Source organism: Mycobacterium sp. IDUB_3, assembly GCF_055419585.1.
The window spans coordinates 1,555,158-1,569,878 of sequence record NZ_JBVAXZ010000001.1; the positions used below are offsets into that span (position 1 = coordinate 1,555,158).

Genomic DNA, 14,721 nt, shown 5'->3' on the forward strand with positions numbered 1-14,721 from the left:
GACCGCTCTTACCTCACCGCGTTTCGACGACTAAAGTCTATTTTTACTATTTTAGACATTGAACGTCAACGCGACGCCGGCCGGTGGTCGCGTGGTGCCTGAGCCAATGGGGGTTCGCATGACGGCCGCTGCAGTGGACCTTTCCGACTTCGCCTTGTGGCGTAACGGTTTTCCCGACGAGTTATTCGCCGACCTGCGGCGCACCATGCCACTTTTCAAGCACGACCTGACACCGGGTGTCGCCGATACCGTCCGGCGCCAGTTCTGGGTGGCCACCAAACACCGGCACGCGGTCCGCCTGCACCGCGACACCGAGTCGTTCACCGCGGCCGACGGCCCGCTCATCCAGCCGGTCGCCATGTTCTCGGCGTCCCCGACGATCATCACGCTGGACCCGCCGGAACTGAACAAGCGCCGCAAACTGATCTCCAACGCCTTCAACCCGCGCGCGATCGCCAAGCTGGAGAACGGCATCCGGGCGCGCGCGGCGCGGATGATCGACGGTCTGCTCGCCAAGGGCGGCGGTGACTGGATCGAGGACGTCGCCGACGCGCTACCGATGACGGTGATCGGCGACATCATCGGCATCCCGGACGACGACCGGCCGCGAATATTCGACATCTTCGACCGCATCCTCAAGGCCCTTGCGCCCGAGGCGGGCCCGAGCGGCCAGGTGGAACTCGAGCTCTTCGGCTCCGTCTTCAGCTACGCGATGGAGCTCACCGCCGAAAAGCGGCGCAACCCGACGGATGACATCTGGAGCACGCTGGCCACCGCGGTGATCACCGGCGACGACGGCGAGCAGTTCAGGCTGCCCGAGAACGAACTCGAGTTCTTCTTCTTCGTGCTGGCGTTCGCCGGCAGCGACACCACCAAGAACGCACTGGCCATCGGGCTGCAGGCGTTCGTCGCCAACCCCGAGCAGATCGAACGCTATCGCGGGGACGAATCGCTGCGGGCCGGCGCGGTCGAGGAGGTGCTGCGCTGGGCGTCGCCGGTGGCGTACTGGACGCGCACGGCGAAGGTCGACGTCGAGATGGACGGCCAGCACATCGCCAAGGGCGACCGTGTGGTGTCGACGCTGCGTTCGGCCAACCGCGACGAGGAGGTCTTCGAGTCCCCGTTCACCTTCGACATCGGCCGCACACCCAACCCGCACGTGGCGTTCGGGGGCGGCGGACCGCATCACTGTCTGGGCGCGATGCTGGCCCGCGCGGAACTCCGCGCGGTCCTCGACGAACTGTTCCTGCGCTGCGATGACATCCAGATCGGCCCGGCGAAGGTGGCCCATCCGAACCTGACCACCAACATGTCGATCTATGACGAGATGGCCATCTCGCTGACCGAGCGGCGCTGAGTCAGCGCGTTCACCGACGTCCAGCCGCGGTCCCGCCGATGGGCGGTCAGTCCAGTAGCCGCAGTGCGGCCTTGGGACATTGGTCCACCGCGGCGCGCACGTCGATTTCCAGGCGCGGCGGCACGGGGCCGTCCGCGATCTGCACCACGTCTTCGTCACCCAGCTCGAACACTTCCGCCGCGAGCGATTCGCAGAAGCCGTTGGCCTCACACAAGTTTTCGTCGACCGTTACGCGCATCAAATGCCCTCCACTTCTCTAGAGGCCCTTGGGTCGGGTCCCGATCACCCCGCCGGTCGCGAGGCGTGTCAGTTCTTCGTCGGTCAGCCCGCACCGATCGCGCAGGATCTCTTCATTGTGCTCGCCCAGCCTGGGCGGGGGCCGCAGCAGCCACTGATCCTGACCGGCGAGCCGCGCGAACGGCGGGCAGGGGTACAGGCCGAGGCCGGTACTCGCATGGTGCAACGACTCGAAAAAGCCGCGTTCGCGCAGTTGCGGGTTGTCGGTGACCAGCGACGGCGACACCACCGGGGCCACCGGCACACCCGCGCCGGCCAACCGCTCCACCGTCGGGTCAAGTGGCTGCCCGGCGAACCAGTCCGCCAGCCGGCCATCGATGTCGTCGGCTCGACCGTGCCGTCCGGCGACGGTGGACAACTCGTCGTCACCGCACCACGCCGGTCGATCCATCACGTCCACCAGCGCGCGCCACTGCACGTCGTCGCCAACGGTGATCGCGATCCAGTCGTCGGACCCGGCGCAGCGGTAGATGTTCTGGATCGCCGCGCTGTGACCGCGGTTGCCGCGGCGGCTCAGCGTCGCGCCGAAGACCTCGGACTCGATCGCCTGAATCGCGGTGGCGTTCAGCACGGTTTCGAGCATCGGCAGCTCGACCAGCTGGCCCGTGCCGGTGCGTTCGGCGAAGTTCAGCGCGGCCAGCACGGCGAAGGCGGCGTGCACACCGGCCAGCGGATCGCAGGCCCCGCGCGGTGTCACCGGTGGCGCGTCGGGCAGGCCGGTCACCCAGGCCAGGCCGGCGATCTGTTCCATGGTGGGAGCGAACCCGACGCGTTCCCGCCATGGCCCCTCGACACCGAACGCGGGCATCCGGGCGAACACCAGTTTCGGGTTGACCCCGCGCAGCACGTCGTCGGTGAGCCCGAATTGCTCCATCACCCGCGGCGAGAAGTTCTCGATCACGACGTCGGCGCCCGTGACCAACTCGGTAAACAGGCGGCGACCCTGCTCGGAGCCCAAATCCAGTGTGACCGAACGCTTGTTGGTGTTCATCGCGTGGAACACCCAGCCGTACTCCCACCAGTCGTCCACGTCGGTGCGCATCCCGCCGGAGTATCGGATGCCGTCGGGACGCTGGATCGACTCGATCTTGACGACGTCGGCGCCGAAGGCGGCCAGCAGATGGGTCGCGGCCGGCCCGGCCCAGAACGCGGTCAGGTCGACGATGCGAACACCCGCCAACGGCAGCCCATCCAGAGCTGGCTCGGCGTCGGATTCCGCTCGGCACCAAGGGGACTCGCCATCGGCCTCACCGCAAAGGGGCGTGTCACCCACGGGTGCGGGGGCGCACACCGACATCAGCCAGGGCGGCCGGGGCTGGTCGAACCCGGCGGGGTTGCGGGTGAAGACCTCACGCTCGCGCACGTATTCCAGCTCCCGGATGGTGGAGCCGTTGCCCAGCGCGGCGATCGGCAGCCGGAACAGTTGCCCGAGTTCGACGATTTGGGCGACGGTGCGTTCGGCCAGCCACGGATGGATCTGCTCGCGGATCAGGTCGCGATATTGCCACCGGCCGATCTGAAACCGCAGCTGTTCGATCTCCTCCAGTCGCGGGCATTCGACCATCGCGGCGAAGTCGAGCCACTGCTGACCGGTGACCATGGTGATGCCGACGTAGCCGTCCTTGGCGGGTTCGATCGAGGGGACCTCGGTGGTGCGCCGGATCGGTGGCACGCGCAGCAGCTGTGAGTGCAGCCATTCGCTGCTCTGCATCGTGGTCAACGCCTCCAGCATGGACAGGTCCAGGTGTTCGCCGGGCCCACCGTGCTCGACGCGACGGCGCAGCGCCAGGGCGCCGAATGCGGCGAACACGCCACCCATGTACTCGCCGAGATCGCCCCCGATCGAGATCGGCGGCCCGGCCGGATCGCCGCGGAAGCCGGGCGAACCCGCCCACGCCTGCAGGGTGAACTCGGTGGCGGCCCGCTCTGCGTAGGGTCCGGTCCAGCCGAAGTCGGAGATGCTGACGATGACGGCTCGCGGCGAGTTTTCCAGCAGCTGTTGTGGGTCGATGCCCAGCCCCGCTGCGCGGGCCCGGCCCGCCGTCACGACGACGACGTCGGCGCCGGCCAGTTCGTCGCGATAGCGCTGCGAGTCGGGTGCGAAAGTCATGCTGCGCTTGCCGGCGTTGAGGTAACTGAAAATGGGCCCGCTGTGTTCCTGGCAAATCGAGGAACCGCTGGCGGAGTAGCGCCGCAACCAATCCCCTTGCGACGGCTCGATTTTATGCACCTGCGCGCCGGCATCGCGCAGCAGCTTCCCGCAGTAGCTGCCCGCTATCCGGTCACTGATCTCGACGACACGCAAATCGTGTAGCGGTGTCGGCCGGCTTTCGGACCGCTCGCTCAATTACACCCGCCCTTCCGATCGACATGCGACCAGAGAAGCTATTTATATCATTACTGCTAAAATAGCTAAGCCAGCGAGTTGCATTTGTTTCGAGGATCGGATGACCGCCTTGGGAATTGGCCCCGACGCCCGGCGCCGGTTGTCGGCGCCGCGGATCGCCGAAATCGTAGCCGACGAGTTGCGCCGTCAGATCATCGACGGCGAGCTCGCGGACGGTGATCTCTTGCCACGCCAAGAGGTACTCGTCGAACAGTTCAACGTGAGTTTGGTGTCGCTGCGTGAAGCCCTGCGCATCCTGGAGACCGAGGGGCTGGTTTCGGTGCGGCGCGGCAACCGCGGCGGTGCCGTCGTCCACGCCCCGGCCAAAACCAGCGCCGCTTACATGCTCGGGTTGTTGTTGCAGAGCGAGTCCGTCGAGGTCGTCGACCTCGGCATGGCCCTGCAGGAACTCGAACCCGCCTGCGCCGCATTGGCCGCCCGCCGGCCGGACCGGGCGGACACCCTGGTCCCCGAGCTCACCCGAATCAACGAGTCGATGGCCGAAAACCTGGACGACGGACGGCTTTTCACCGAAATCGGACGCGAATTCCACGATCAGGTCGTCCGCGGCTGCGGCAATCACACGATCATCGCGGTCGTCGGCAGCCTGGAGACGCTGTGGACCAGTCACGAACGGCAGTGGGCCGACGAGAGCGCGTCCCGTGGCACCTATCCGTCGCTCGCTCAGCGCCGCGCGGCGCTCAACACGCACGTGAAACTGACCGAGACCATCGCCGAGGGTAACGTCGACCGGGCCCGGCGCATCGCAGGTCGCCATCTGGCCGACACACAGACCTATGTCCTCTCCGGCCAGCACGATCAACGCATCTATGCGCTCTCCCCGCAGGCGTTGTCGCGGCCGCGGGATATCCGGCACTCCTGACGAGCGGCCTGCGACGGTCATGCGAACCGCATTGGTCACCGGCGGCAGCGGCGGGATCGGAAAAGGGTGCGCCCGCAAGCTGGTTGAGCGCGGCTACGACGTGGTGATCTCGGCGCGCCGCGAGGCCCCGTTACGCGCCGCCGCCGAGGAGATCGGAGCACGCCACATCGTGGCCGACGCGTCCGACCCCAGCGGATTCCCCGCTGCGATAAGCAGATTGGAGACGATCGACCTGGTCGTCCACGCGGCCGGTGCGCTCGGCGGAACCTACGCGCGCAAACAGACCTTCGAGCAATGGCAGGCCATCATGTCGGCCAACCTGGATTCGTGCTTCGTGGTGACGTCCGCGGTGCTCCCGAAAATGACTGCGGGCTCGCGGCTGGTGTTCATCTCGTCGTCGGCGGCGCACGAGCCGATGCCGGCCCGCACCGCCTACTCCGCGTCCAAAGCCGGCATGAACGCGTTCGCGCGTGCCCTGGCGCTCGAAGTCGACCGCGACGGCATCAGCGTGCACATCGTCACACCGGGACCGGTGGCCACCGAAATGCTGCAGGACGTCCCGTTCGAGATGTACGCGATCGGAGTATCCGACGTCGCCGAGGCGGTTGCCTGGCTGGACACCGTCGATCCGTCGGTCGATCTGCCGGAGATCCGGTTGTCCGCCGTGGAGCGCGGTCCCTTCGCGCGACCGCCGGTGGTACCGACCGAGGCGCGGCGCCGCGCGCAGCGAAGTTGAGGTCTACGCCGCCGGGAAGGCTTTGATCACCGATTCGCCGAATTCGTGCAGGGACTCCGGGGCCGCGAAGTCGGCGAACCACACGTAGAACCGCTCCACCCGCTGGGCGGCCAAACCACGGAAGTGCCCGATCAGCACGTCGGCATCGCCGCAGACCAGCCCGGACCCAAGGTTGCCGAATCGACGGGTGCTCACCTCTCGCACGGTGGCGGGGTCACCGCCGGACCGCACGAAGCCGACCATCTGCTGAATCGACATCCGGGCCGTTCCCGAGGCGGGGGCGAGCTTCGGCAGCCTGTCGAGCTGGTTCGCCGGCAGATTCCACCAATCCGCGTATCTGCGAACGAGTTCCATCATCTTGGGCCCGCTTCCACCCAGGACCAGCGGTATCGGGTAGGACCGGCGCGGAGCCTGCGGGGCCGGGCCGGATTGGCCGTCGTCGTCGCCCCAGTACCGCCTGATCAGTTCCAGGTGGCGGCCGAGCTGCTCGACTCTGGCCCGCGGATCTTGTTGACCGACAGCAAATCTCGCTAATTCCGAGGGCCACGATCCCGCCCCGAGGCCCAACTCGAACCTGCCCCCGGATGCCTCCGACAACGTGACGGCCTGTTTGGCGAGCACGGCAGGATGCCGAAACGCGTCACACAGCACCAGGTGACCGATCCGCAGCCGCTGGGTCTTGGCCGCCACCCAGGTGGCAATGCTCATTGCCTCCCAGATGCTTTCGTCGGGCAGCCCGGGCGCCTCGAGGTGATCGATGAAGGCGATCCCGTCGAACCCGCTGGCCTCGGCGTGACGTGCCCGGTCCGCGATGTCGGCCGCCGACGATCGCACCTGCGGCAGGAACAGATACCACTCGGCCATGCGCCACCTCTACATCGGTTCCGTGCGATTGCGACGGCACGGCTAGTTTATTATCTTTACTATGTTAGAGGTCTTATGGATGTCGGACTGAACGCCGAGCAGCTGTCACTGCGCGACACCGTACGCGACATATTACGTACGGAGTGCCCACCCGACGCCGCACGTCAAGCGATCACCGATCCGGAGCGTTCGCGCGCCCTGTGGAAGACGGTGGTCGATCTCGGCTGGACCGAGCTCGCCGCCCCCGATACCGGCGACTACGGACCGGTCGAGCTGGCCGTGGTTCTCGAGGAATGCGGTGCGGCTATCGCGCCAATTCCGTTGCTGGGCAGCGTCGGACTGGCCGCGGGCCTGTTGCGCACCACCGGGCTCGACTCCGTGCTGACAGACATCGCCGGCGGCGTTGTGGCCACTCTGGCCGTCCACGCCCGGGGGTCCCGACTGCCCGGCGCACCGCTGACACTTCGCCAGGGACGCCTGCGCGGCACGGCAGTTGCCGTCCCCAACCTGGCGCGCGCGGAGCTCGTCGTCACCCTGGCCCGCTCCGACGACGGTGACATCGTGGCGGCCGTCGCCCGCTGCGGCGACGGCGTCACCGCGGTGCCTGCGGCCGAATCCACCGATCCCGCTCAGCCGTTGGCAAGCGTCGAGATCGACGCCGAGCCCATCGCGGTCGCGCCGGTCGACCTCGAATCGGCATTCGCGGCGCCATGGGTGGCCGCGGCCGCCGACCTCCTCGGCGTGGCGGGCGCGGCGTTGCACCGCTCGGTCGAGTACGCGAAAGCACGGCGCCAGTTCGGCCAGCCGATCGGCGCGTTCCAGGGCGTCAAACACGCACTGGCCGACAACTACGTCAGCGTCGAACGCGCCCGCAGCCTGACCTATGCGGCGGCGGCCCGGCTCGCCGACCCGGATACGCCATCCACCGATGTGTGGAGCGCCGCGGCGCTGGCCAAGGCGGCGGCCAACGACGCGGCGACCGGCTGTGCGCGCACCTCGGTCCAGGTGCACGGCGCGCTCGGGCAGACCTGGGAGCACGACGCCCACCTCTATGTCCGGCGCGCCTGGCAGGGTGCCGCCATCCTGGGCGACAGCCGCTCCCTGTACTACGAGGTTGGCCGCCGATTCTGCGGAGGTGCCGCGTGAGCGCGGTGGTGGAGGAATTCGGCGCGTGGCTGGCGGAGTTCCTGCCCGGTGACTACCACGAGAAGTACCGGCAATACCGCTGGGACCTGGGGTTGCGGCGCGACTACCAGCGGGCCTCGTTCGAGGCCGGCTGGCTGCAACCAACCTGGCCCCGGGAGCACGGCGGTCGATCGCTGGGTCTGCGCGACGCCATGGAAGTCCGTATCGAGGCGGCGCTGCGGTCGGCACCCAAGCTGCCCAACGTTCAGGGACCCGGCGTCGCCGCACCCGGAATTCGTCAGTTCGGCACACCCGCCCAGATCGAGCGTCTGCTCGTTCCGCTGTTGCGCGGCGACGAGTGGTGGGCGCTGGGCATGTCCGAGCCCGAGGCCGGATCCGACTTCGCCGGCCTGCGTACCCGCGCGGTGCGTGACGGCGACGCGTTTCGGGTCAACGGCCACAAAATCTGGACCACCCAAGCGCACCTGTCGCGGTGGTGCACCCTGTATGCCCGCACCGATCCGGAAGCACCGAAACACCGGGGCATCTCCTGCCTCATCCTCGATCTGCACTCGCCCGGGGTCAGGATCGAGCCCATCCGGATGGCGTCGATCTCCGATGAGACGTTCTGCGAGGTCTTCCTCGACGACGTCGAGGTGCCTGCCGAGAATCTGCTGGGACCGCTGAACGGCGGCTGGAATGTCGCCCTGTCGTCGCTGCACCATGAGCGCCAGATGATCTGGATCATGAACTGGGTCGAGATCAAACGCGGCCTCGACTCGGTGCGCGAGGCCGGCGCCGCGGACTCGAGCCGGGACGTGTACGCCGAACTCGGTTCCCTGCTCGCGGATGCCGAAGCGTTGCGGGCCACCGGATATCGCGCTCTGGGCAACGAACTCGCGGGACGGCCCAGCCCGGAAGCCGACACCATGAAGCTGCTCGGATCGCTTACCCTGCAACGTGTTTGGGAGCTGAGTGCGGCCGCCGCCGGCCCCGATTCGGCCACCGATCCGGATCTACTGTTCGAACGTCAAGACGCGCTGGCCGCAACGATCTACGGCGGCACCTCGGAGGTTCAGCGCAACATCATCGCCGAGCGGCTGCTCGGGTTGCCGAAGGGATGACGACAATGGATTACGACCTCGGTGACGACGCCGGGCAACTGCGCGCCCATCTGCGCGAGCTGGTTGCCAACCACATCCCCGCCGACTTTCTGGGTGCCTGCACCGAGAACCCGCAGGACCTCGCCACCACCGAGACCTTCTGCAAACTGCTGGCCACCGAGGGGCTGCTGGCGCTGGCGTGGCCGAAAGAGCACGGCGGCGGCGGTGGTTCGGTCTGGCAGCAGACGGTGCTGCGCGAGGAGATGTGGGCCCAGCACGAGCCGCGCGGCCCGCAGTACATGGGGATCAACTGGGTCGGGCCCGCGTTGATGCGATATGGGACGGCCGAACAGAAGGCCAAGCACCTGGCGGCCATCGCCTCCGGAGACGTGATCTGGTGCCAGGGCTTTTCCGAGCCGGAGGCCGGCACCGACCTGGTGTCGTTGCGTACCCGCGCCGTCGCCGACGGCGACGGATGGCGCATCACCGGCCAGAAGGTGTGGACCTCGTATGCGCTGATGGCGTCCTGGTGCGTGTTGGCGGCGTGCACCGACCCCGAGGCTCCAAAACACGAGCGGCTCACCCTGTTTCTGCTCCCGATGGACCGGGCCGGCTTCACCGTCCGGCCGATCCCGTCGATGCTGGGCCCCCACCACCTGAACGAGATGTTCCTGGACGACGTGCAGGCGTCTCCCGGCGATGTGCTCGGCGAAGTCGGCGATGGATGGCGGGTGATGCGCGAAGCCCTGGCTTTCGAGCGGGTCGGCATCGCCCGCTACGCGCGCTGTGAATCGCTGCTCGAACGCATGCGCGCCCAACTCGGCGACGAATGGAATCAGCTGCCCGAAACCATCCGCGCCCGGTGGGTGCGGGCGCTCGTCGACCTGCGGGTCGCCCGATTGCTGGCATATCGCGCGGTCGCACTGCAGGACGACCCGGCCGCGGGGGCGGCCGCCAGTGCCGCGCGCATCATCACCACGACGTGCGATCAACTCGTCGCGGAGCTGCTGTTCGACGTGCTGGGCCCGACGGCTCTGGACAGCGGAACCTCCGCGGCACTGCACGGGGCCATCGAAGACCATTGGCGCTACGCGCAAGCGGCCACCGTCGCATCGGGCACCATCGAGGTGCAGCGCATGCTGGTAGCACGAGACGTATTGGGAGAACACAGGTGAAAACCGATCTACCACAAGACATCAGCGACTTCGCCGCCGTCGCAAGCAAGCGACTGACCCGGCTGGGCGGACCGCCGGCCGCGCTGCGCGCCGAGACCGACGATGCCGTCCGGGATGCCGCGCGTGCCGCGCTGAACGAGGTCGGTGCGTTCGACCTCGACGTCCGCTCGGCGCCGGATGACCTGCTGGCCGCGGCGGTGCTGTGTCAGGCCGCCGGCGCGACCGTGCTCCCCTACCCGTTGGTGGAGGAACTGCTGGCGATTGGTGGCGCGCGCCTGGCCCTGATCAATCTGGAAGCCCCGCGCATCGACCACGGTGACCTGACGGGTGAGTGGGTCGCCGCGGACCTGGAGGGCAATCGGTACCGGCCACAGCCGGGCTCGCGGACCGGCGCCAAGCTGGGGCCGTTCCTGGTGCCGGCCACCTTGAGCGCACCCGAGGGAACCGTGCCCGCCGGCGACGTTAACCTTCATCTCGTGCTGGGATCATGGCGGATTCTGGGAGCGGTGCAGCAGTCGTTGCGGATTGTCACCGAGCATGTGCGCGCCCGAATTCAGTTCGGCAAGCCGCTCTCGGACTTTCAGGCGGTCAGATTCACCGTCGCCGACGCGGCCGTCGCGGTCCGTGGACTGCACGAACTCGCGAAGTACACCATCTGCCGTCCGGATTCACTTCCTGCGCAGATTCATTCGGCCGACGCCCTGATTTTGCGGCTCAAGGCGGCCGACACGGCACGACAGGTGATGCGCTCGTCCCACCAGCTGCTCGGAGCGCTGGGCTTCTGCGACGAGTCCGACGTCAGCGTGCTCGATCGGCACACCCAACCGCTGATGCGGCTGCCGCTAAGCACCGAGGAACTCGCCTTGCGCCTGATCCGCTGCGTGCCGGACGGGTCGTTCGAGACACTGTTCAGCCAACCGGTATCGGCATGACCGAATCCCCCGCGGCCGCGGTGACGCCCAATCCGTTCGACGAGGGAGTCCCGTTCGCGACCAAATTGCATGAGCTCGCTGAACAACGCCGCGACGACCCAGGAGTCACGATCGTCGCGCTCGATGGCACCGCGGAGTCGCTGACTTTCGGCGAACTCGATGCCGGCGCCAATCAGTGGGGACGGGCGCTCGCCGCCAGCGGCGCCGAGACGGGTTCTTTTGTCGCGCTTGCTATCCCGAATTCGCGGCACCTTGTGCTCGCCACGTTGGGGTGCTGGAAGATCGGCGCCGTTCCCGTTCCCATGCACTGGGATCTGCCCGCATGGGAGCGCGATCGGGTGCGGGCGGTGATCGACCCCGCCGTCGTCGTCGACGAACAGACCCGCTGGGAGCTCGACGCCCGCGCGGCCACCGAGTCCGCCGATGCCTTGCCGGTCGCCGTCTCCCCCACCGCCAACGGGATCTGCAGCAGCGGGTCCACCGGTGTGCCCAAGGTGATCCTCAACCTGGCGCCGTCGCTGTGGATCCCGCAGCAGGGCGAACCCTTCCTGTCGAACTGGACACCGGTGGCCCAGCCGCAGACCATCATGGTGCCCGCGCCGATGTATCACACCAACGGCTTCGCCACCTTCCTGATGATGCTGGGCGGCGACCATTTGGTCATCCTCGAAAAGTTCGACGCGGCACTGGTTCTCGATGTCATCGAACGTTTCCGGATCACCAACTTCACCGCCACTCCCACCATGCTGGCGCGCATCGCGGCCCGGCCCGACGCGCGGCAGCGGGACCTGTCCAGCATCGTCTTCGTCCTGCAGGGCGCCGCGGTGATGCCGCCGTCGCTGCTGCACACCTGGTTCGAACTGCTCAGCCCCGAGCAGATGGTGACGGCATACGGCATGACCGAAAATCTCGGCCTCACGGCGTTGCGCGGCGACGAGTGGCTCGCCCACCCGGGCAGTGTGGGCCGCGGCTTCCGCGATACCGAGATCCGGATCCTGGACGCCGACAAACGGCCGCTGGGTCCCGGCGAGGACGGGGACATCTACCTGCGGGCGCCGATGAGCGCGGGATACCGCTACCTGGGCGGGGCGCCCCCACTGCCGGCAACCGAGGACGGCTTCCGCTCGGCCGGCGACATCGGCCACCTCGACGAGGACGGCTTCCTCTACATCGTCGACCGCCGCGTCGACATGATCGTCACCGGCGGCGCCAACGTCTTTCCGGCCGAAGTCGAGTCCGCGCTCGCCGGCCACCCCGGCATCGCCGACGTCGTCGTGATCGGGCTGGCCGACAAGCAATGGGGACGCCGGGTGCACGCGGTCATTCAGCGCGCCGACGGCGAAGCGCCACTGTCCGAGCAGCAGGTGATCGACTACGCGAAGACTCGCCTCGCCCCGTACAAGGTGCCCAAGACCGTCGAATTCGTCGACGCGATTCCCCGGACCGCGGCGACCAAGGTCAACCGCTCCGCGATGATCGAGACCCGGGGCGGCTGACGCGCGGAGGCTTGTCAGAGGTTCACGCAACATTGTTCGCCTCCCTGCCACGGAAGCGGATCTTGGCCGCACGATCCCCACTCTCAGGGCGGTGCGACGCACGCATTCAACCTGAAATGCCTTTCCCGCCAACATGATTTGTGCAACCTTTACAGTGATTCCGGGAGTGCAACTAGTGTCGCCGGTTATGAGTAACTCTGACGACCCGATGGCGGCTGTACGGGCATACGTCGATGCCTTCGATAGCGGTGACACGAAGGCGATGGCCACGGCGTGCGCGGACCCGATGCAGATTCTTGACGGAATGGCGCCCCACGTGTGGCAGGGACCTACTGCCGCGCAGGACTGGTACGCGGACGCACTGGCCGAGGGCGAACACCTCGGGGTGACCGATTACTGCATCGGACTCGGCGAGCCGAAGCATGTCGATGTCACCGGCGACTACGCGTACGTGTTCGTTCCCGCGACCTTCGATTACAACCGCCAGGGCAAAGCAGTACACCAAACCGACGCGGGCTTTTCTGCGGCACTCCGCAAGGTTGACGGGAACTGGCGACTCACTGCCTGGGCGTGGTCGAAGGGCAACATTTAGCGCGAGGCCCGCGCCGACAACCGCGCGGGGTCAGTCGCCCGCGAGCGCCGGCATAACCGTGCAGCCCGCATCGCCTGCGAAACGAGTCGGGCGCGCAACCACTCACCACTCGAGGTCATCCGCCCGACCCGGAACCCCCGCCCCGTCTAGTTCCCACAGTTTGGGATCGGTAGCGGAATCAGACGCAAGACTTTTGCCAATCGTCGGCAACAACTACGGCCGGCAGCAGCGAAAGGACGTGTCGTGGCCCGCATCCACATCATGAAAAGGCTCGTTGCCGGCGCTCTGCTGTCGGGTGGTCTGGCGATGGCCGGTGCGGGGCTCGGCGCAGGAGCCGCCCAGGCCGACAACCCCGATTGGGGCCCGGCGCACCACTGGTGCCCGGGCGAGCCGCTGCCGGCGACCGGTAACCACGTCACGGACCCCTTCCGCGGCTGGGGCATGAACGTATGTCACACCTACTACTACCTCTGGCCGGGCATGGGCAATGTCTCCAACATGATCTGGGACGGCGATAACCCGCCTCCGAAGCCCCCGCCGCCGCCGGCCCTCATCACCAGGGACAACTGCCAGCAGATACTCGGGATCTTCTGCCCCAAGGCGTAAGCGCCACCTCCCGGCCGCCAGGCGCGGTAACCTCATTCTCATAGCGCGGCCAGCGCGCTCTGAAAGGGGACCAATCGCTCATGGCCGATCCCGGCGACGACGTGGAGATCACCCGCGGCGACCGCTTCATCAAGACCGCCGTGGCGATCCTGGGCGAGACGGGCCGCACCGACTTCACCGTGCAAGAGGTGGTCGCGCGCTCCAAGACGTCGCTGCGTGCCTTCTACCAACACTTCAACAGCAAGGACGAACTGCTGCTGGCGCTGTTCGACCGAACCATCGCCCAATCGGTGCAGTCGTGGCGCGCCGAAACCACAGGGCTGGACAGCACCTCGGCGCTGAAGTTGCTGATCGACCGGCTCAGCCAGCAACCGGAGTCGAGTACCCAGGACAGCCTCAATCGGGCTCTGACCCTCTACAACCAACACCTGGCCGAGACCCGGCCCCGCGAATATGCCCGGGTGCTCTCTCCCCTGCACGGCCTGATTCGCGACATCGTCGGGCAGGGCATCACCGAGGGGGTCTTCAACCCCGGCCTGGACGTCGGCGCTGCGGCCGCCATCGTCATGCAGACGATGATGGGCGCGCAGCGATTGCATTGGCTCGGTTCGGAATTGAACGGAACACCGGTCGACGTCGGCCAGCTCTATGACTTCTGCAGCCGCGCCCTGGGCATCCGCGACACCGACGAAGAATCGGCCGCCCCGTCGCTGGCCGAGCTGTTCGCCCAGATCGGCATGCGGCCCGGCACCCGCAACGGCGAATTCGCTATGACCATGCCGGTCAGCCCCGCTGTCGTCAACACGTCCGGCGCGCTGCAGGGCGGCTTGATCGCCACGCTCGTCGACGTGGCGGGCGGGCAATTCGGGCTGGACTATTTGCAACCGGGCACCACCATGACCACCGCGGATCTGTTCATCCGCTACCTGCGGCCGGTCCGCCAGGGCTCGGCCTTCGCGGTGCCCACGATGCTGCGATCCGGGCGACGAGCGATGGTGATGCAGGTAGACATCTACGGCGACGGCGACGACGACCTGCTCGCGACGGCGACCGTCAACTTCGCGGTGATCGACGGGACCACACCCAAGCTCCCAAGCTGGCCGGACGCTTGAGCCAGCCGGCGATCGCAGACCCGGTACACCTGATTACGCAAAAGTGGTAACGTCGTT

14 protein-coding genes are annotated in these 14,721 nt (G+C 67.4%); 11 read left to right on the top strand and 3 right to left on the bottom strand.

The window, feature by feature from the left end; genetic code table 11:
• Positions 1 to 58: 58 nt before the first annotated feature.
• On the top strand, positions 59 to 1,357 hold the full coding sequence (locus ACZYVJ_RS06715; protein ID WP_463830296.1) for a cytochrome P450: 1,299 nt from the start codon (positions 59 to 61) through the stop codon (positions 1,355 to 1,357).
• 46 nt (positions 1,358 to 1,403) lie between these two features.
• On the opposite strand, the gene ACZYVJ_RS06720 is transcribed toward ACZYVJ_RS06715, so the two are convergent.
• Positions 1,404 to 1,595, bottom strand: coding sequence for a ferredoxin (locus ACZYVJ_RS06720; protein ID WP_064952371.1), 192 nt, complete (start codon positions 1,593 to 1,595; stop codon positions 1,404 to 1,406).
• 18 nt (positions 1,596 to 1,613) lie between these two features.
• Positions 1,614 to 4,001 (bottom strand): CaiB/BaiF CoA-transferase family protein, encoded by a 2,388-nt coding sequence (locus ACZYVJ_RS06725; RefSeq protein WP_463830297.1) that lies wholly within the window; start codon positions 3,999 to 4,001, stop codon positions 1,614 to 1,616.
• 100 nt (positions 4,002 to 4,101) lie between these two features.
• Here ACZYVJ_RS06725 and ACZYVJ_RS06730 point away from each other — a divergent pair, with 100 nt between their 5' ends.
• Positions 4,102 to 4,923 carry a FadR/GntR family transcriptional regulator gene (locus tag ACZYVJ_RS06730; protein ID WP_463830298.1) on the top strand — a complete coding sequence of 274 codons (822 nt, stop codon included), beginning with the start codon at positions 4,102 to 4,104 and terminating at the stop codon, positions 4,921 to 4,923.
• Between the two features lie 19 nt (positions 4,924 to 4,942).
• Positions 4,943 to 5,659 (top strand): SDR family oxidoreductase, encoded by a 717-nt coding sequence (locus tag ACZYVJ_RS06735; RefSeq protein WP_463830299.1) that lies wholly within the window; start codon positions 4,943 to 4,945, stop codon positions 5,657 to 5,659.
• 3 nt (positions 5,660 to 5,662) lie between these two features.
• On the opposite strand, the gene ACZYVJ_RS06740 is transcribed toward ACZYVJ_RS06735, so the two are convergent.
• Positions 5,663 to 6,523 carry an LLM class flavin-dependent oxidoreductase gene (locus tag ACZYVJ_RS06740; protein ID WP_463830300.1) on the bottom strand — a complete coding sequence of 287 codons (861 nt, stop codon included), beginning with the start codon at positions 6,521 to 6,523 and terminating at the stop codon, positions 5,663 to 5,665.
• A gap of 75 nt (positions 6,524 to 6,598) precedes the next feature.
• Here ACZYVJ_RS06740 and ACZYVJ_RS06745 point away from each other — a divergent pair, with 75 nt between their 5' ends.
• The 8 genes from ACZYVJ_RS06745 (at position 6,599) to ACZYVJ_RS06780 (ending at position 14,664) form a co-directional block, all read left to right on the top strand.
• Entirely contained in the window at positions 6,599 to 7,669 is a 1,071-nt protein-coding gene (locus ACZYVJ_RS06745; RefSeq protein ID WP_463830301.1) for an acyl-CoA dehydrogenase family protein, read from the top strand.
• A gap of 5 nt (positions 7,670 to 7,674) precedes the next feature.
• Positions 7,675 to 8,772 (top strand): acyl-CoA dehydrogenase family protein, encoded by a 1,098-nt coding sequence (locus tag ACZYVJ_RS06750; RefSeq protein ID WP_463832878.1) that lies wholly within the window; start codon positions 7,675 to 7,677, stop codon positions 8,770 to 8,772.
• A complete protein-coding gene (locus ACZYVJ_RS06755; RefSeq protein ID WP_463830302.1) occupies positions 8,769 to 9,926 on the top strand; it encodes an acyl-CoA dehydrogenase family protein in 1,158 nt (385 codons plus the stop codon). The genes ACZYVJ_RS06750 and ACZYVJ_RS06755 overlap by 4 nt, the downstream gene beginning before the upstream one ends.
• On the top strand, positions 9,923 to 10,858 hold the full coding sequence (locus ACZYVJ_RS06760) for an acyl-CoA dehydrogenase family protein (RefSeq protein ID WP_463830303.1): 936 nt from the start codon (positions 9,923 to 9,925) through the stop codon (positions 10,856 to 10,858). The genes ACZYVJ_RS06755 and ACZYVJ_RS06760 overlap by 4 nt, the downstream gene beginning before the upstream one ends.
• Complete coding sequence (locus ACZYVJ_RS06765; protein ID WP_463830304.1) at positions 10,855 to 12,354, top strand: class I adenylate-forming enzyme family protein; 1,500 nt, start codon at positions 10,855 to 10,857, stop codon at positions 12,352 to 12,354. Before ACZYVJ_RS06760 ends, ACZYVJ_RS06765 begins: the two co-directional genes overlap by 4 nt.
• Before the next feature lie 187 nt (positions 12,355 to 12,541).
• Positions 12,542 to 12,946: a DUF4440 domain-containing protein gene (locus ACZYVJ_RS06770; RefSeq protein WP_463830305.1), complete on the top strand. Its 405-nt coding sequence runs from the start codon at positions 12,542 to 12,544 to the stop codon at positions 12,944 to 12,946.
• Between the two features lie 243 nt (positions 12,947 to 13,189).
• A complete protein-coding gene (locus ACZYVJ_RS06775) occupies positions 13,190 to 13,552 on the top strand; it encodes a hypothetical protein (protein WP_463830306.1) in 363 nt (120 codons plus the stop codon).
• 80 nt (positions 13,553 to 13,632) lie between these two features.
• Positions 13,633 to 14,664 (top strand): hotdog fold thioesterase, encoded by a 1,032-nt coding sequence (locus tag ACZYVJ_RS06780; protein ID WP_463830307.1) that lies wholly within the window; start codon positions 13,633 to 13,635, stop codon positions 14,662 to 14,664.
• Positions 14,665 to 14,721 lie beyond the last annotated feature (57 nt).